Raw genomic sequence first — 18,256 nt, forward strand, 5'->3', positions numbered from 1 at the left:
CCGGTCGTCGCCGGCCCCAGGCGCCATCCGGACCAACGAACGGGCCGCCTGCCCACCATGAACGGTGGGCAGGCGGCCCGGCAGCGTCACGCGACCCCGAGGCCCCGCTCGATGGCCGCGATGATCTGCGGGCGCAGTTCCTCGGGCCGGATGATGGCGTCCACGGAGCCGACCTCGACCGCGCGCTGGATGCTGTGCACACCGTCGAACTCGGCGGCCACCTCACCCAGCTTCTCCGCCCGGACGGTGGACCGGACGTCCATGAGCTGCGTGACCAGTGCCGCCCGCTCCCCACCGGTCGCCGCGGCGACGCGCGACTCCAGTTCGGCCACCCGCGGATCCTTCGCCGTACGCGCGTTGACGTCGCCGGCGAACACGACGGCCGCCGCGGGCGCCCCGCCGATGACGGACGCGAACGAACCGTCCACGGCGAGCACCGTCATGCTCGGGTTGAGCGCCTTGGAGAACACCACGAATGCGCCGCCGTGGTACCGCGAGATGACGCAGAACACGATCGGTCCCTCGAAGTTCACGATCGCCCGGCCGATCTCCGCGCCGTACTCCAGCTGCAACTGCCGCATCGACTCCGGCGAGCCGTCGAACCCGGACAGGTTCGCCAGCACGACCAACGGCCGGTTGCCGCTGGCCGCGTTGATCGCCCGCGCGGTCTTCTTCGACGAGCGCGGGAACAGGGTGCCCGCGGTGTAGGTGTCCGGGCCGTCGGTGGGCGGGAAGCCGCGTCGCGGCACCGACCGGGACTCGATGCCCAGCAGGCACACCGGGATGCCGCCGAGGTGGACGTCCTGCACGACCGCGGTCTCGGCGTCGGCCATGCCCGCCCAACGCTCCAGGATCGCGTGGTCCTGGTCGGCCAGGGCCCGCATCAACGTACGGATGTCGAAGGCCTTCTTGCGATCGGGGTTGTGCTCCCGCGAGAAGATCTGACCGACGGTGATGAAGTCGCTGTCCGGCACCGAGTGCGGGTAGCCGGAGATGTCACGGTCGACCGGGTCGGACGTGACCGCCCGGCGCGGCCGGGTCTCGCCGGGCGCGATGTAGGTGTGGTCGTAGTGCGCCATCAGCACGTTACGGGCCGCCCGCAGGTCCGGCGCCCAGTACTGGGCCTGGCCGTTGGGGCCCATCACCCGGTCGTAGCCGCCGATGCCGAAGTTGTCCTCGGCCGACACCCCACCGGAGAAGTCCAGCGACTGCTTACCGGTCAGCACCATCGCCGAGTCCGGGGTCATCACCAGGATGCCCTTGGTGTGCATGAGCATCGTGGCCTCGGCGTTCCAGTACGGCTGGGCGCCCACGGTGATCCCGGCGACCACGATGTTGATCTCGCCGCCCTGCTGGGTGAACTCCACGATCCGCTTGAGCGCGGCGGCCACCCAGTCCATGTTCTCGGTGCCCGAGCTCATGGAGATCCGCGCGCCCGCCGACAGGGCGAACCAGTCCAGCGGCACGCGCATCCGCTCGGCCAGGTCGAGCGCGGCGATCACCCGCGCGCACTCCGGCTCGGCCAGCGCGCCCAGCGCCCTGGTCGGGTCGCCGAGCAGCACCACCCGCGTGACGCCCTCGGGGTACCGCTCCGTCGGCGTGGTCACCACGCCGGCGACGATGCCCGCCTTGTTCTGCCCCTTCGGCCGTTCGACCGGGGCCAGCTCACCGGAGTCGTCCAGGTCGTACTCGGTGAAGGTGCCACGCTGGCCGGCCAGCATGTCGGTCAGCTCGTACGGGTACGTCGTGCCGCGCCGCCGCGCCGCGAGCACCTTCTGCCGGTAGTCGTCGAGCGGCTGGATCGGCTCGTCGGTCGGCCCGGTGACCGACAGCTGCATGCCGGCGTCGTAGGAGACCCGCACCGCGATGTCGGTCAGCTCACCGGTGGCCTCGTCGCGCTGGCGGGCGAGGAAGAGGACCTCCTCCAGGCCGGCGCCGGCCGTCATCGGCAGCATGCGCTGGGCGACGGTGTTCAGCTCGTCGATGCTCAGGTCGTTCGGCGGCCAGACGTAGATGGTGATCCGGTTGGTGTCGAACCGCTTCCTCGCCGGCCGCTGCGCCTGAACCTTGCGAATCGCGTCGAGGCACGCGTCCAGCGCGCCCTCGAGGGCGGGCAGCGCGAGGATCCGGCCGTCGGCGTCGCGCAGCGGCGTCAGGTCGCGGACCTGGGCCATCGCGGTCAGCCGCTCGTCGGCCGGATTGTTCGGGGCGACGCAGTGGAAGAGGTAGACCTCCTCGTCCACCGACGGCAGCCGGGTCAGGTCGAAGTTGCGCAGCCTCGGCAGTTGCAGTCGCTCGGCAATCAGCGGGTGCAGCCCGCGGATGATCCGGTCCTCGCCGATGCCGGGCCGGAACGTGAACTGGTGGTGCATCGCCGTTCCGGTCGGCCCGGCCACCGACATCGTCACCCGCTGGAGCACGTCCAGCAGACCCGCACGGTCGACGATCTCCCGCAGGGCGGCGGCCATCGCGTCCGTGTCGGGCTGACCGGCCCAGGTCAGGTACACGTCGGCGACCGGCTGCTCCGAGTCCCGACGCGCCGAGCCGTCGGTGGAGTCCGGCTTCACCAGTCCGGCGACCAACTCCAGGGCCGCGGGCAGCTCGCCGAAGTCCGTGGCCGCCGCGATCAGCCGGAACCGCTCACCGTCGCGGTCGTACTCCGCGGTGAAGAACGAGTGGCCCCCCACCTCGATGGTTCGCGCGTCGCTCGCACCGCGATTGCCGTAGTAGCGGCGGCTGAGCACCTCCAGCATCGGGCCGTGGTCGGCGTCCGGCTTGCCGATACGCTGACCGAGCAGCCGGACCAGCGGCTCGGGCGAGGCGACCATGTTCGCGATCCGCTCGGCGCGGTCGGGCGCAGCGGGGTTCTTGTCGAGGTGGCGAAGGTGGCCGCGGACGCCCGCGTACACCTCGGCCCGCTTGCGGCGAAGCATCGGCTGGGCGACCCACCGGAAGACGATGCTGCGGGCCAGGTCGCCGACGACCGGGAACCGGAGCTGGGTGGCGAAGATCAGGTGCTCCAGCGCCTGCCCGACCAGGTCGCGCAGCCCGTCGCCGGGCAGCGGCTCGGTCAGCCACTGCTGTAGGAAGGTGACGATCACCGAGACGTCGGCCGACGCCCGTCGCTGCGCGAGGAAGATCCGGAACACGGCCTCTTCCAGCGCGGGCGTGCGCTCGAAGTCGTTGACGCCGTAGTGGGAGAGCACCCGGGCGAGGCGGTTACGGAAAGTGTCCGGCAGCGCGGCCCGATCAACGTCGAGGCACTGCAGGTACGCGTGGAAGTACTCACGCGGGCTGTGCACCCGGGTGTCGACCCGGGTCTCCTCGCCGACCGGCCGGTTGCGGCTGAGCTCGGACAGGTCGGCGAACACCTGCAGCAGCTCGACTTCTTCTTCGAGCGGGCGGTGGCTGAGCTCGGCCCGCGCGGCCAGGTAGGTGGAGAGCGCCCGGCGCTCGTCGCGGGGATCGAGGTCGTAGCCGAGCAGCAGGCTGCGCAGGTCGGCGATGCCGCGCGCGACCCGGGCCTCGGCGGAGAGGCCGGCCGGCTCGGGCGGCAGTTCCAGGTCGACGGCCTCGGCTTCCGCGGCCTCGCCGGCGTCGTCGTCGCCGACCGGTTCCAGGCGCATCAGCGGCGCACCGGTCTCCACCTGGCTGCCGACGGTGACCAGGCATTCGCGCAGCTTCGCCTTGAACGGCGCGCGCAGCACGGTCTCCATCTTCATGCTCTCCAGGACGAGCACGGGCGCGCCCGCCTCGACCTCGTCGCCGACCTCGAGCGGGGTCGCGACGACCAGCGCGGGCGCCGGGGAGCGCAGCACGCCGCCCTCGTCGCGGCTGACCCGGTGGGTGATCCCGTCCACCTCAACCAGGTGGATGGGTCCGTGCGTGTCGGTGACGAGCCGGAAACGCCGGCCGTTGACCAGGATCCGACCGGTGTGCTCGTCGAACCGCTCGAGTTCGACGTCCACGGTGGACACGTCCCCGATGCCGACACGGAACCGGCGCGGCCCGGTCTGCGCGACGCTCACCCGGTAGCTCGCGCCACGGAGCTTGAGGTCGATCGGTCGGCCGCTCTCGTGCTGGACCTGCGGGCGGCCGCCGTGCGCGGTGGAGAGCAGCCGCTGCCGCTCGACGAGCGTCTCGTCCTCGTACGCCTCGATCGCGGCCGCGGCCAGCGCGATGCCGGAGTGCTTGGTGGAGACCAGCCGGCCCTGCGTGCGGACCCGGTCGATCCAGCCGGTGTCCGCGCTGCCGTCGATCACCTCCGGCTGGTCGAGCAGGTCGAGCAGGAAGCTCTTGTTAGTGGCGCCGCCCTCGATGATCACCGTCGTCTCGGCGACCGCGCGCCGCAGCCGGCCGAGCGCCTCGTCCCGGGTGCGACCGTAGGCGATGATCTTGGCGATCATCGAGTCGAAGTCGGCCGGGATCACGTCGCCCTCGCTGACCCCGGTGTCCACCCGGACGCCGGGGCCGCTGGGCAGCGCCAGCCGGACGATCCGGCCGGGCGACGGCGCGAAGTCGCGGTCGGGGTCCTCGGCGTTGAGCCGGGCCTCGACGGCGTGCCCGACCTCGCTCGGGATCCGCTCGCCGAGCCGGCCGCCGGCCGCCACGTGGAGCTGGGCCTTGACCAGGTCGAAGTCGGTGGTGGCCTCGGTGATCGGGTGCTCGACCTGCAGCCGGGTGTTGACCTCGAGGAAGGCGAACAGCTTCTCACCGGGGTGGTAGAGGAACTCGACGGTGCCCGCGCCACGGTAGTTCACGGCCAGCGCGAGCCGCTCGGCCGCCGTCTTCAGCTCGCGCGCCTGCTCCGGGGCAAGTACGGGCGAGGCGGACTCCTCGATGACCTTCTGGTTGCGCCGCTGCACCGAGCAGTCCCGGACACCCAACGCCCACGCGGTGCCCTGCCCGTCGGCGATCACCTGCACCTCGACGTGCCGCGCGCCGGTGACCAGGCGTTCCAGGAACACCACGCCGCTGCCGAACGCGCGCTGGGCCTCCAGGCTCGTGCGCTCGTACGCCTCGGTGAGCTCCTCGTCGCTGCGGACCACCCGGATGCCCCGCCCGCCGCCACCCGCGGTCGCCTTGAGCATCAGCGGATAGCCGATCTCGGCCGCGGCACGCTTCGCCGCGTCCAGGCTCTCCACCGCGCCACGACTCCACGGCGCCACCGGAACGCCGACCTCCTCGGCGATCAACTTCGCGCCGATCTTGTCACCGAGCTCGCGCATCGCCTCGGCGCTCGGGCCGATGAAGGTGACACCGATCTTCTCGCACAGCTCGGCGAAGGCCGGATCCTCGGCGACGAACCCCCAGCCCACCCATGCCGCGTCCGCACGCGTCCCGACCAGCGCCCGCTCGAGAACGGCGTGGTCCAGGTACGGACGCGCCGACGCGGGCCCGAGGCAGTAGCTGTCGTCCGCCTCGCGAACGAAGGTGGCGCTGCGCTCGGCTTCGGTGTAGAGCGCGATTGTCTCGATCGGCGGGGCCCCGGACTCGGCATTGAGCTCGCGAACGGCGTGGATCAGCCGCATGGCGGCCTCTCCCCGGTTGACGATGGCGATGCGGCTGAACACCGAGTAACCCTCCCAAAGGTTCGATCCAACACAACGAGGACTCCCTCGGGCGGCGGTCCCCGTCACAACCTTCGCCGCTACCGGCCGGTATGTAACGGTCGAACCCACCAGCCAGGGAGGGCGAAGTTTTGTGGACACCCGCCAACTCGCCTTGTAGGCCATGCGCCGTCGAATCTACGGCAGTAACTGTCGGTGCCGAGACGGATACTACGGGCCATGCGGGCGCGCCGGTCGACAGCCGCCGGCCACCCCTGGCCAGCCAGCGAGTCCGTCCGTCCTCGGGAGGTACACCCATGGCAGAGACCGCGACCACGACCGGGCGGCGGACACCGGCCGAGCCGCCAGGCCGGCAACGAGCGGATTCGGTGCTGCCGGAGCTGCGCGCGATGTCGTGGGAGACCGGGGTTCGCGCCCGGGCGGAGACCGGCCTGTTCGCCGTGTTCGCCGACCTGCCCCGGCTGGTCCTGGCCGCCCTCGCGGTCAGTTGGCGCGCCGATCGCGTCCGGACGCTGGTGGTGGCGGCGACCACGGTCGGGGCAGGGGTGATGGCGGCGTTCGGGCTCCTCGCCACCCAGCGGGTGCTGGTGGAGCTCTTCGCGGGCGGACCGACCGCGGACAAGGTGGTCGCGGCACTCCCGGCGCTGGCCGCGCTGGCCGCGGTGACGGCCGTGCGGGCCGGCATGGCCACCACGATGGGGTATGCGCAGAACGGGCTCACTCCGAAGGTGGACCGGGAGGTCGAGCGCGGCCTGTTCGAGGTGACCACCGCGGTGCGGCTGGAGGCGTTCGACGCCGACGCGTTCGCCGACGACATGGAACGCGCCTCCCGCGGCGCGGACTCCACCACCTCGCTGGTGCAGGCGTCGGTGAACCTGCTCGCCGGGCTGGCCGGGCTGCTCGCCGTGGCCGTCGCCGTCGTGGTCGTCCACCCGTTGCTGCTCGCGGCGCTGCTGGTGGCCACCGTGCCGAACGCCTGGGCGTCCCTGCGGGCCGGGCACCTGCGTTACCAGACGTATGCGGCCGGCTCGGTACGCCGACGCCGGTTGTGGCTGCTGCACCGGCTGATGGCCGAACGGGAATCCGCGCCCGAGTTGCGCTCCTACGGGCTGCGCCGATTCCTGCTCGACCAGCACGACCGGGTGATGGGCGTGGAGACCGGTATCCAGCTCGCCCTGGCCCGGCGGGTCACCACGACCACCACCGTGGGATCGATGATCGCTGGGGTGGCCACCGCCGTGGTCTACGTACTGCTCGGGCTGCTGCTCGTCGACGGGCAGATTCCCCTCGCCGCCGCCGCGACCTGTGTCGTCGCGGTGCAGTCCGCCCAACGTTCGCTCTCCGTGGTCACCTTCCAGGTCGACCGCGTCTACACCGAGGGCCAGCACTTCCGCGACTACACCGGGTTCATAGCCCGCGCCGTCGCCTACCTGCCCGACGAGGCCACCGCCGCGACGGGCGACGCGCCGGACCAACTGCGTGAACTGGGCGTCGACGCCGTCAGCCTGCGCTACCCCGACCGCGACACCCCGGCCGTCGACCAGGTGACACTGACGATCCAGGCCGGTCAGACCGTGGCGTTCGTCGGCGAGAACGGCTCCGGCAAGTCGACCCTGGCCGCGATGATCGCCACCCTGCGAACCCCCACCGGGGGAAACATCCGCTGGAACGGCCGGCCGCTCTCCGAGTGGGACGTCGACGCGCTACGCGGCCGCATCGCGGTCGTCACGCAGGAATACCACAAGTGGCCTTTCACCGCCGCGACGAACATCGCCGTCGGCGACGTCGGGGCCGACCCGTGTCAGGACCGCATCGAGGCCGCCGCCGCCCGCGCCGTCGCCCACGACATGATCCGCGAGCTGCCGCACGGGTACGAGACGCTCCTCGACCGCACCTTCGCCAACGGCCAGGACCTCTCCGGCGGACAGTGGCAGCGGATCACCGCTGCCCGTGGCTTCCTCCGCGACGCCGAACTGCTGATCATGGACGAACCGTCCTCGGCCCTCGATCCCCGCACCGAGGACGCGCTCTTCCAGGCCATCCGTGACCGGCAGGGCCGCGCCACGACCATCCTCATCACCCACCGGCTCGCCAACGTCCGCCACGCCGACCGGATCTACGTCCTGCACCACGGCACCCTGGTCGAGTCCGGCACCCACGACGAACTCACGGCCGCCCGCGGACGGTACGCCGAGCTGTTCGCGCTCCAGGCGGCCGGCTACGACACGGCCCGGAGCGCGGCCACCCCGCCGGTGCCGCACCAGTCCACCGCCGCCTGACGGACACCCACGCCGATCCACATCAGATGGTCGACCCACCCGATCATGTCGGTGGGTCGGCCTACCTTGCCGGCGTGACCGCGACTCAGACCTACCGGTATCTCGCCTCCTCCGCCCTGGGGGACGGCTCCCTCGCACTGCAGACCAGCGGCGGCCCCGCCCCGAACCCCCGCTTCTTCCGTGGCTTCCTCACCACTCCCCAGGCGGCGGCCGTCGGCCTGCTGGCCGTCGCCGAGGTCGCCCGCACCCGGTACCACCGGCCGGTCAGCCCGGCCAGCCTCGACCCGGTCGTCACCGGCAGTCGGGACCGGCTCCGCTTCGAGTCGTTCTCCGGCTGCTGCGGGGTGTACGCGCGCCTCGACGCCCTGCCCGACGGCCTCGACGGCGACGTGGTGGAGCACGGCACCACCAACGTCGACGTCAACAACCCGCTGCGTGAGGCGCTGTCCCGGGTCGCCGGGCTGGACCCGCTGCACCTGTCGGTCGGCCCGGACGACCTGACCGTGTCCACCCTGGACGGCGCCGTGGTGGAGAAGAAGGTGCCGCTGCCGACGCGCTGGCTGCGCGGTTTCGCCGAGGTGCAGGTGCTGGCCGCCCGGTTCGAGCCCCGGGCGGAGATCCCGGCGGCCGAGGCGGCGGCGTTCCTGCGCCGACTGCCCACCACCGCGGACCGGTCGGTGCTCTGGGTGGTGCCGGCGGGACGCACGCTGCGACTGACCTCCCGGCCCGTGCCCGGGGCGGTCTGCCTGGCCGGGGCGAGCCGGCTGGTCGCCCTGCGCCCGATGCTGCGGTTCGCCCGGACCCTGCGGGTCTACGGGCCGACCGTGACGGCCGGCTCGGCGCCGCTGCCCAGCACGTGGGAGCTGGACACCGGGGCGTTGCGGCTGTCGCTCACCCTCTCCCCCGAGCCGTACCGGGGGTTCTCCGGCGAGGGTGCGGCGCTGACCGCGCTGGCCGGCGACGACGTGGTCGACGACGCCGACCTGATCTCCGCCCTGCTCTCCTGGGACCCGACGGTCGACGTGGACCGGCTGGCGGAGCAGGCCGGCATCGACGGCGACCGGGTCCGGGGCGCCCTGGCGCAGCTCGGCACCGCCGGCCGGGTCGGCTACGACGTCGCCGAGGCGGCGTACTTCCACCGGGTGATGCCGTACGACGCGGGCCGGGCCGAGCGGGACAATCCGCGCCTGGTCGGCGCGCGGGCGCTGCTCGACGCCGGGGCGGTGGAGGCGGACGGGACGGCCGCCACCGTCCGCAGCGGCGACCACGTCTACCGGGTTCGGCAGCTCCCGGACGGTGGCCTCACCTGCACCTGCCCCTGGTGGGCGAAGCACCGGGGGCAACGGGGGCCGTGCCGGCACGCCCTCGCCACCCGGATGCTGCTCACCGACCGGGTCGAGGTGTCGGCGTGAGGCGCGTGGATCAGCAACTGTTCGTCAAGAGCACCGAGCGCCGGCGGCGGGAGCTGGCGGCGGGCGGCACCAGCGACCTGTTCGAACTGGTGAAGGCGGGCTCGGCCGGGCTTGTCGCGGCGGCGCTGGAGGGGCTGCCCGAGCCGCGCCGCCGGGAGATCGGCGTAGCGTTGACCGACTGGTTCCGGCAGCAGGACCGGACCAGCTGGTGGACGACGGGCGAGAGCACGGCCCTGGCGGTCGCCGTGGTCGGCTGCCTGCCGACCGCCGCCCAGGCCGCCGCGATCCTCGGCCGTGCCTCGGTCAACCCGGACGGCAAGCGGGCGGCGATGCTGGTGTCGGACGTCGCCGCGGAGCGCGGCGTCACCTGGCTCGGCGACCTGGGCCACCGGCTGGGCGCGAGGCTCGGCCGGCAGGCGTCGATCGAGCGCTGGCGCTTCGTCGCCGCGCTGCTGCGCACCGCCGGGGCGCAACCGCCGGCCGACGACGCGTTCGTACAGCTCTGGCTCTCCTCGGTGGCGTTCCCGGACCACCGCAACTCGCGGCCCGTGCCGCTGGTCGACCGGCTGCGGGCGGACCCGTTCCGGGCGGTCATGCTGCCCCGGCTGTTCGAGGTGGACGGCCTCGGCACGACCATGATGTTCGACGAGGTCGTCACCACCTGGGAGGAACGGCGGCGGCACGCCCTGCCGGCCGCGCTGGCGCAGCTGTCCACCGAGGGCGTGCTCGACCGGGCGACGCTGATCGACCGGTCGATCGGCCGGCTGCTGCGGGGCGACCGGCCCGCCGCGCTCCGCGCCTTCACCGTCCTGCTCGACCTGCTCCGACCCACCACCGGCGAGGTCGGCGCGCGCACCACCGACTACCTGCGCCTGCTCACCGACGCGCCGGCGCCGGTCGCCACGATGGCCCAGAAGGCGCTGCGGGAGCTGCCCGACCTGGCCCTGGAGTCGATCCTCGACGCCTCCCGCGAGGTGCTGTACCGGCCGGACAAGGCCCTGGTGAAGGCGCAACTCACCTGGCTGGACCGGCTGGCCCGGCAGCACCGGGACCGGGCGGCGGAGATCGCCGAGGTGATCGCGGTCGCCGGCACGCACCCCGCCGTCGAGCTGCGGGACCGCGCGGCTGCCGTGGCCGCCCGGCACGGCCTCGATCTGTCGGCGGCGGATCCCGGCCCGGCGGTGGCCGCGCCACGCGGTGACGACCTCCCGGTGCCCGCGCCGGCCGCGCCGGCACCGGCTCCGATCACCGACGTGGACGAGCTGGCGGAGGAGGTCGCGGCCCTGCTGGGTACGCCGTCGCAGGGCACGCCGCTGGACCGCGTCCTCGACGGGTTGGTCCGGCTCACCGCGGCCGACGCCGTCCGGGTGCGCGCCGCCCTGGCACCGGTCATCGAGCGCCGACACTGGTCGTGGGGCGACGAACACCACTGGGAACCGCTGTGCCTCTGCGGCGTGGTGATGGACGTGCTCAAGACGGCCGGCACCGACCACCATCCCCGGCGGCGCCGCCGGTGGGAGTCGCTGCTCGCCGCCCTCCGTCGCAGCGACCGGACCGAGTCGACCCTGGTCACCACCGATCCCCGGGTGCCTCCGGTGCACCGGCTGCTGCGGGCCCGGCTCGCCGAGATCGGCGTGCACATCGGTGAGCCCGGCAGTCCCGGCCTGCTCGCCACCCCGACGTCGGCCAACGGCCTGCTCGACCCGTTGGCGCTGCTGGAACGGCTGGCCGCCCTGGGCGACCGGACGCCCTGGTCCTGGGACCTCACCCAGGCCCTGCTGCGGCTGCCCGCCGAGCCCGACGACGCGGTCGCCGACAAGGCTGCCGCGCTGGGCACGCCGGCCGGGGACCGGCTCGCCGGGTGGCTGCGCGGTGGCGGGCTGCCGCAGCCGGTGGCGCGGGCCACCACGGTCACCCGGCGGGCTCGCAAATCGGGATACGACTGGGAGTACGAGCTGCTCGCGGAGCGGCGACTGCTGGTCGAGCTGCGCCCGCCCGACGGGTACGACGACGCGATCGGGCTGCTCACCGGAGACCCGGCACCGATCGGCGTCGAGCACGGCGGCTGGCTCAACCTGTGGCCGTCGGCGCTGCCCGGGCACCGCGGTGTCGTGGCCGCGTCCGTCCTGCCGGCGGTGGCCGCGAGCGCGGACATGGACGAGAAGGGTGGCGCAGCCGTGCTGCCGCTGCTGGCCGAGTGCGCCGGGCCGGGCGGGGTGGCGCTGGACCTGGCCGTGGCGTACGGGCTCGGCGCCCGGCACGGCGCGGACCGGGTGGCCGCCGTGGACGCCCTGCTCACGCTGGCCGGGGCCGGGCAGTTCGACCCGACCGGCACGGGCCGGCGGCTCGGGGAGCTGGTCACCGGGGGGACGGTGAAGCCGACCCGGTTGGGCGAGCCGTTGCGCGACGCCGCCCTGGCCGGGGCGCCGCTGACCGTGTGGCGGCTGCTGGCCGCCGCGCTGCCCGCGCTGCTCGCCGCGCCCGGCCCGGTGCGCGGCCTGCCCGACCTGCTGACCCTGGCCAGCGAGACGGCGACCGCCACCGGCGTGCGGATCGAGGTGCCCGGCCTGGCCGACGTCGCCGAGCGCGGTGGGTCGGGCCGGCTGGTCACCGAGGCCCGCCGGCTGCACCGTGCGCTCGCCGCGGCCTGAGCCGGCCGGACGCGGCACGGGCGGGGTGCGGGAGTTGTTGCTCGCCGCACCCCGCCCGGTCGCCTGCCGGCTCAGCGGTTCAACACATACGCCAGCACTATCGCCGCGACCAGTGCCAGCGCGGCCAGCACCGCGGCCGTGATCTTGGCGGCGCTGTACGGGCGTTCGCCGATGACCTCGCCGGTCCGAGCGTTGACCAGGATCTGGTACGAGCGGCCGGCGTGCAGGTACGCGGCGATCCACACCGGCAGCAGGAGCAGTTTGTAGGTCACGTCCGAGTAGCTGGTGTCCACGGAGTTGACCCGCTGCTCGTCGCCGCCGATGTCCGACCGGCAGTCCCGCTCGATGACCGGCGCCATCCGCGCCTTCGCCTCGGCCAGCCCCGCCTCGGGCTCGGTGTCGTACCGCAGCGCGTGATACCCCGCCAGGTAGTCCCCGTGGTAGGCGATCGCCTCGGCCAGCGGCCACGGGGTCAGCTGGTCCAGCTTCTTCTCCGGCACGCGGGTCGTCGCGGGCACCAGCACGTCGTCGAATTCCCGGCGGACGGTGCCGCTCGCCGGGTACCACCGGGTGTGCCGCACCTGCCGGGTACGCGTCTCCTGCTTGCCGTCCACCGTCACCGTGTACGTCTCGGTGGTGTAGTAGTACTCGCCGCGCTGGCCCCGGTAGTCCGAGACGGTCCGCGCGTCGAACGTCCAGTGCGGCAGGTAGGTGCCCTTGAGCGTCTCCGCCTCGCTGACCTTCTTCAGGCTGTTCGGCGCGAACCAGCGGCTGCGGCACCACCCGCCCAGGGCGGTGCGCACGCCCGCCTGGTCCACCGCGAACGGCAGCACCGCCTCCGGCGCGATCAGCTCGACCGCCGCGGCGTCCGACACCAGCGGCGTGGCGCAGAACTGGCAGCGCTGGGCGAGCGCGTCGCTCTCGGTCCGGGCGCCGCAGCCCGGGCAGACGAACGTGTACGCGCCGACGCTGGCCGCCGGCTTGTGCGGCAGCGTGGCCAGCTCGGCGTACGGGTGCTCGCGCACCTCCCGGCCGGCGCCGGCGATCTCCTGCCGGTGCCCGCAGTACGGGCAGCGCAGCACCGCCGTGCCCGGTGCGTACTCCACCCGGGCACCGCAGCCCCCGCACTGGTACGACGGCGGGGAGACGGCTGTGTCGCTCATCGGGGCACCCTCCCGCTCCCGTGCTGAGCGCTCATTGCGGCGGCAGCGGCGGTGGGACGCTGGCCAGCACCGACGCCAGCTCCGGCACCTGCGAAGCCGGCTGCCACTGCGTCATGCCGGACCGCCAGACCAGCGTTTCCGGGCCCAGGGTGCCCGCGCCCACCTGCTCGGCCAGCCCACCGAGGTCGAACGGGCCCTGTCGCTGCCCGCCGACACCCACGTACCACTGCGTCTGGTTCGGCAGCGGCGGCGGCTCGGCGGCGCCCGGCGGCACGGGGGCGGGCTGGGTCCCCGCACCCGCCATGGCCCTGGCCACCTGCTGGCCCGCGGCCATGCCCATGCCCAGCCCGATGCCGGTGCCCGCGCCGCCGCCGGGGTTCTTCGCCGCCTCCTCCAGTGCGGTGGCCGCCTGGTAGCGGGTGAACCGGTCCAGGTCGCCGACCGCGCCCATGCTGGTCCGCTTGTCCAGCGCCTGCTCCACCTCCGGCGGCACGGAGACGTTCTCGATCACGAACTTGGGGATCGCGATGCCGACCTCGGCCAGTTCCTCGGTCAGCACGGCGGCCAGCCGCCGGCCGATCGCGTCCTGGTGCGCGGCCAGGTCCAGCAGCGGCACCCCCGCGGTGGCCAGCGCCCCGCCGAGTCGCCCCACGATGAGCTGGCGCAGGTATTCCTGCACCTCCTCGGTGCGGAACTGCGGATCCGTGCCGACCAGCTCCCGCAGGAGCTTCTGCGCGTCGACCACCCGCGCCGCGTACGCGCCGAACGCCCGGACCCGGACCACGCCGAACTCGGCGTCCCGCAGGATCACCGGGTTCTGGGTGCCCCACTTCATGTCGGTGAACTGCCGGGTGTTGACGAAGTACACCTCGGCCTTGAACGGCGAGTTGAAGCCGTACTTCCAGCCCTTGAGGGTGGAGAGGACCGGCAGGTTCCGGGTCTCCAGCGTGTAGGTGCCGGGGGCGAACGCGTCGGCGATCTGCCCCTCGTTGACGAACACCGCCGTCTGGGACTCGCGGACGACCAGCTGGGCGCCCATCTTGATCTCGTTCTGGTACCGGGGGAAGCGCCAGACGATCGTGTCCCGGCTGTCGTCCAGCCACTCCACGATGTCGACGAACTCGCCCCGGAGCTTGTCCATCAGCCCCACCGCGTCCCCCTCCCCTTCGCCGCCGAGCTCATCGGCGTCGGGGCGACGATAACAAGGCCTCACAAGCCCCGGCGGCATCGGTGACGCGGCCCCGCCGGGACGCGGGTACGCGGACTGCGGCCCGCGTACCCGCAGGTCACGGCCGGTCAGCCGCAGTTGCCCCAGCTGGTCCTGCCATTGGCCTGCCACATCGTGAAGTTCATGACCTCGCCCTCGTACATGACGCAGGCGCCCCGCGCGGGCCGCTGGATCGCGGCGTAGTACTTGTAGTTGTCCGAGTCGGTGACCCAGGAACTACCCTGGACCCGCAGCCTGGCGGAGACTCCGGTCGCCGATCCGACGGCCACCGCCTTGAGGGTGGTGACGCAGTTGTAGCCGGTCGCGCTGTTGTACATCAGGTAGACGTCGCCCACCTTGCTGCCACTGTCGGTGATCGTCCGGTGACCGTCGGAGACCTGGCTCCACGAGCCTCCGAAGTCGTTGCTGCAGGCTTGCGCCGCGGTGTACGGGTTTGTCGCGGCGTGGGCCGGCGACGCGAACGTCACCACCGCGACAGCTACCGCGAGAACCGAGGTCGACAGTCGTCGCGCCAGGGTATGCACAGAATCCTCCAAAGCTCCGGCACGGACATGGTGTCCCGCGCCTTGATCCACATCGGATGATCAACAGTACACAGTGGGGCAACTCGGCCATCGACAGCAGCCGGCGGATCGCCGGGGACTCAGTCGGTGGGGGTGACGTCGGTGGCCGTGAGCAGCAGACGCAGCCCGGTGAGCGTGGCCAGCAGCGGATCCGCGGGCACCGTGACGGACCGGCCGGTCAACGCGGCCAGGCGCGCGGCGGTTCCGGGCGACGCCGCGCCGCCACCGGTGATCAGGAGACGTCGCCGCCGCGCACTGGCGTCGTGGACACTCATGCGCCGCACGCAACGGGCGATCGCCGGGATCTGGTCGACGGGATCCGCCCCTTCGACACGTTCGGCGGCGGCGACGCTCCGGTCGACTATGCGGGCGACCTCGGTGCGGCCGAAGCCGATGTCGACCGTGACCAGATCGTCGTGTCCCGGATCGGGCCGGCAGGCCAGCGCGGCGGCCAACGGCTCCTCCACCGCGCTGACGCGTCCGCCCGTGGCCCGACGGACTGCGGCGACCAGCACGTTCTTCTGCCGCATCGTCGCCGTCGCGGGCACACCGACGAGCACCGGACAACCGGTGTCGTACGGGTGCCCGATGTCGGTCAGCAGGATCCGCAACAGCTGCACGCAGGCGACGAGGTCGCGCACCACTCCGTCACGTACCGGCCAGATCAGCGTCACGCCCTCGGTGGCCTGCGCGTCGAGCGCGGCCCGCCCCACGGCATGCCGGCCGCCGGGGCGTCGGGCGATGACGGCGGGCTCGCTGACCACCGCGCCGGTCACCGACGTCCACAGCCGGACCGTCGAGGTGCCCAGGTCCAGGGCGAGGCAGTGCCCCATGCCGGGACGGGCGTACGCGCCGGCAGCCAGCACGCTCACCACCCCCGCTCCGGCACGGACCGGGTGCGACATGTCATCGGCGCCAGCATCGGCAGCGGGCCTCGCTCGACGAGGTTGTGGATGCTGTGCCCGTCACGCATGCCGGACACCATAGCCCGACCCCGATCGGGACGGCTCCGTGGTCACTTGTCGCGGTGAGCATACCGATCGCGACGACGAGCGGAGGCCGCTCGCCTCGTGGCACCCTGCCAGACTTTTGACGCATTCAAGATAAAATCGGGGCATACCATACAGCAGAGCCACAAGGCCTGACCGAACCACGACAGGAGAGGGACTGACGTGCCTGAGCGCGGCAGCGAGAGCGAGAACCCAGCAATCCCCTCCCCGACTCTGAAGCCGAGTCGGCCGAGGACCAACCAGGACTGGTGGCCGAATCAGCTGAACCTGCAGGTTCTCCATCAGCACTCGCCCCGGGCCAACCCCATGGGTGAGGCTTTCAACTATGCGGAGGAGTTCAAGACCCTCGACGTCGACGCGCTGAAGCGGGACATCTTCGAGGTGATGACGACGTCGCAGGACTGGTGGCCGGCCGACCACGGCCACTACGGGCCGCTCTTCATCCGGATGAGCTGGCACTCCGCGGGCACGTACCGGATCGAGGACGGTCGCGGCGGTGCCGGCGACGGGGCTCAGCGGTTCGCCCCGCTCAACAGCTGGCCCGACAACGCGAACCTCGACAAGGCGCGCAGACTCCTCTGGCCGGTCAAACAGAAATACGGGCGGCAGATCTCATGGGCCGACCTCCTGGTCTTCGCCGGCAACTGTGCCCTGGAGTCGATGGGCTTCCAGACCTTCGGCTTCGGTTTCGGCCGGGAGGACGTCTGGGAGCCCCAGGAGATCTTCTGGGGGCCCGAGGACACCTGGCTCGGCGACGAGCGCTACAGCGGCGACCGGGAACTCTCCAACCCGCTCGGCGCCGTGCAGATGGGCCTCATCTATGTGAACCCGGAGGGGCCGAACGGCACCCCGGATCCGCTGGCCTCCGCCCGGGACATCCGCGAGACGTTCCGCCGGATGGCGATGAACGACGAGGAGACCGTCGCGCTCATCGCCGGCGGCCACACCTTCGGCAAGACCCACGGCGCCGGCCCCGCCGAATACGTCGGCCCCGAGCCCGAGGGGGCACCCCTCGAAAGCCAGGGTCTCGGCTGGAAGAACACCTTCGGCACCGGCACGGGCGCCGACACCATCACCAGCGGGATCGAGGTCACCTGGACCTACCACCCCACCCGGTGGGACAACGAGTTCTTCCACATCCTCTTCGGCTATGAATGGGAACTGACCCAGTCCCCCGCCGGCGCGCACCAGTGGCGGCCCAAGAACGGCGCCGGCGCCGACATGGTGCCCGAGGCACACGATCCGTCGAAGCGCCGCGAACCGCGGATGCTCACCTCCGATCTCGCGCTCCGGTTCGACCCGACGTACGAGCAGATCTCCCGGCGCTTCCTGGACAACCCGGAGCAGTTCGCGGAGGCGTTCGCCAAGGCCTGGTACAAGCTGCTGCACCGCGACATGGGCCCCGCGTCGCGCTACCTCGGCCCGTGGGTCCCGGAGCCGCAGCGGTGGCAGGACCCCGTCCCGGCGGTCGATCACGAACTGATCGCGGACGAGGACATCGCCGCCCTCAAGGGCCAGATCCTCGCCTCCGGGCTGTCCATCGCCCAGCTGGCCTCGACCGCCTGGGCATCGGCGGCGAGCTTCCGCGGCACCGACATGCGGGGCGGGGCCAACGGGGCGCGGATCCGCCTCGATCCGCAGAAGAACTGGGAGGTCAACGACCCGGCCGAGCTTGCCGCCGCGCTGCCGGCACTGGAGCAGATCCAGCGGGACTTCAACAACTCGGCGTCCGGCGGGAAGAAGGTCTCGCTCGCCGACCTCATCGTCCTCGGCGGGTGCGCGGCAGTCGAGCAGGCGGTCAGGAACGCCGGGCACGACGTCACGGTCCCGTTCGCACCGGGGCGTACGGACGCCGCCCAGGAGCAGACCGACGTGGAGTCGTTCGCCGTGCTCGAGCCGAGAGGCGACGGCTTCCGCAACTACCTGCGAGCCGGACAGAAGCTGTCGCCGGAGACCCTGCTGCTGGACCGGGCCAACCTGTTGACGCTGACCGCGCCCGAGATGACGGTCCTCATCGGCGGGATGCGGGCCCTGAACACCAACGCGGGCCGAACCCGGCACGGCATCCTCACCGACCGGCCCGAGACGTTGACGAACGACTTCTTCGTGCACCTGCTCGACCTCGGCACGGAGTGGAAGGCGTCCACCTCGGCCGAGAACGTGTTCGAGGGGCGGGACCGCGGCACGGGCGAGATCAGGTGGACGGCCACCGCCGTCGACCTCGTCTTCGGTGCGAACTCCCAGCTCCGAGGCATCGCCGAGGTGTACGCCAGCCGCGACGCGACGGAGAAGTTCGTCCGCGACTTCGTCGCGGCGTGGGTCAAGGTCATGAACCTGGACCGGTACGACCTCGCCTGACGCCGAAGGCCCCGGTCAGCGC

Annotated in this window: 9 protein-coding genes; 4 read left to right on the plus strand and 5 right to left on the minus strand. The window is 72.5% G+C overall.

Annotation, left to right across the window (positions count from 1 at the left end; translation table 11 throughout):
• Positions 1-86: 86 nt before the first annotated feature.
• A complete protein-coding gene (locus tag ACIRG9_RS16315; protein ID WP_402855910.1) occupies positions 87-5,573 on the minus strand; it encodes a carboxyl transferase domain-containing protein in 5,487 nt (1,828 codons plus the stop codon).
• 293 nt (positions 5,574-5,866) lie between these two features.
• On the opposite strand from ACIRG9_RS16315, the gene ACIRG9_RS16320 reads away from it, so the two are divergent.
• From ACIRG9_RS16320 to ACIRG9_RS16330, 3 genes are all read left to right on the plus strand, one after another.
• Positions 5,867-7,849 carry an ATP-binding cassette domain-containing protein gene (locus ACIRG9_RS16320; RefSeq protein WP_402855913.1) on the plus strand — a complete coding sequence of 661 codons (1,983 nt, stop codon included), beginning with the start codon at positions 5,867-5,869 and terminating at the stop codon, positions 7,847-7,849.
• A gap of 74 nt (positions 7,850-7,923) precedes the next feature.
• Positions 7,924-9,261 carry an SWIM zinc finger family protein gene (locus ACIRG9_RS16325; RefSeq protein WP_402855916.1) on the plus strand — a complete coding sequence of 446 codons (1,338 nt, stop codon included), beginning with the start codon at positions 7,924-7,926 and terminating at the stop codon, positions 9,259-9,261.
• Positions 9,258-11,912 (plus strand): DUF6493 family protein, encoded by a 2,655-nt coding sequence (locus ACIRG9_RS16330; RefSeq protein ID WP_402855919.1) that lies wholly within the window; start codon positions 9,258-9,260, stop codon positions 11,910-11,912. Before ACIRG9_RS16325 ends, ACIRG9_RS16330 begins: the two co-directional genes overlap by 4 nt.
• A 71-nt stretch (positions 11,913-11,983) precedes the next feature.
• On the opposite strand, the gene ACIRG9_RS16335 is transcribed toward ACIRG9_RS16330, so the two are convergent.
• The 4 genes from ACIRG9_RS16335 to ACIRG9_RS16350 form a co-directional block, all read right to left on the minus strand.
• Entirely contained in the window at positions 11,984-13,075 is a 1,092-nt protein-coding gene (locus tag ACIRG9_RS16335; RefSeq protein ID WP_402855922.1) for a hypothetical protein, read from the minus strand.
• A gap of 31 nt (positions 13,076-13,106) precedes the next feature.
• Complete coding sequence (locus ACIRG9_RS16340) at positions 13,107-14,216, minus strand: SPFH domain-containing protein (protein ID WP_402855925.1); 1,110 nt, start codon at positions 14,214-14,216, stop codon at positions 13,107-13,109.
• 155 nt (positions 14,217-14,371) lie between these two features.
• A complete protein-coding gene (locus ACIRG9_RS16345; RefSeq protein WP_402855928.1) occupies positions 14,372-14,773 on the minus strand; it encodes a hypothetical protein in 402 nt (133 codons plus the stop codon).
• A gap of 173 nt (positions 14,774-14,946) precedes the next feature.
• Positions 14,947-15,738 (minus strand): rod shape-determining protein, encoded by a 792-nt coding sequence (locus ACIRG9_RS16350; RefSeq protein WP_402855931.1) that lies wholly within the window; start codon positions 15,736-15,738, stop codon positions 14,947-14,949.
• A 300-nt stretch (positions 15,739-16,038) separates the two neighbouring features.
• Here ACIRG9_RS16350 and katG point away from each other — a divergent pair, with 300 nt between their 5' ends.
• On the plus strand, positions 16,039-18,234 hold the full coding sequence (gene katG, locus ACIRG9_RS16355) for a catalase/peroxidase HPI (protein WP_402855934.1): 2,196 nt from the start codon (positions 16,039-16,041) through the stop codon (positions 18,232-18,234).
• The last annotated feature ends 22 nt before the right edge of the window (positions 18,235-18,256 follow it).

This window comes from Micromonospora sp. NPDC093277 (genome assembly GCF_044765245.1).
Taxonomy (GTDB): domain Bacteria; phylum Actinomycetota; class Actinomycetes; order Mycobacteriales; family Micromonosporaceae; genus Micromonospora.

Excerpts from the sequence above, each read along its gene's own strand:
- ACIRG9_RS16340 (WP_402855925.1), bottom strand. The coding sequence starts at position 14,216 with ATGGACAAGCTCCGGGGCGAGTTCGTCGACATCGTGGAGTGGCTGGAC.
- ACIRG9_RS16320 (WP_402855913.1), top strand. The coding sequence starts at position 5,867 with ATGGCAGAGACCGCGACCACGACCGGGCGGCGGACACCGGCCGAGCCG.
- ACIRG9_RS16335 (WP_402855922.1), bottom strand. The coding sequence starts at position 13,075 with ATGAGCGACACAGCCGTCTCCCCGCCGTCGTACCAGTGCGGGGGCTGC.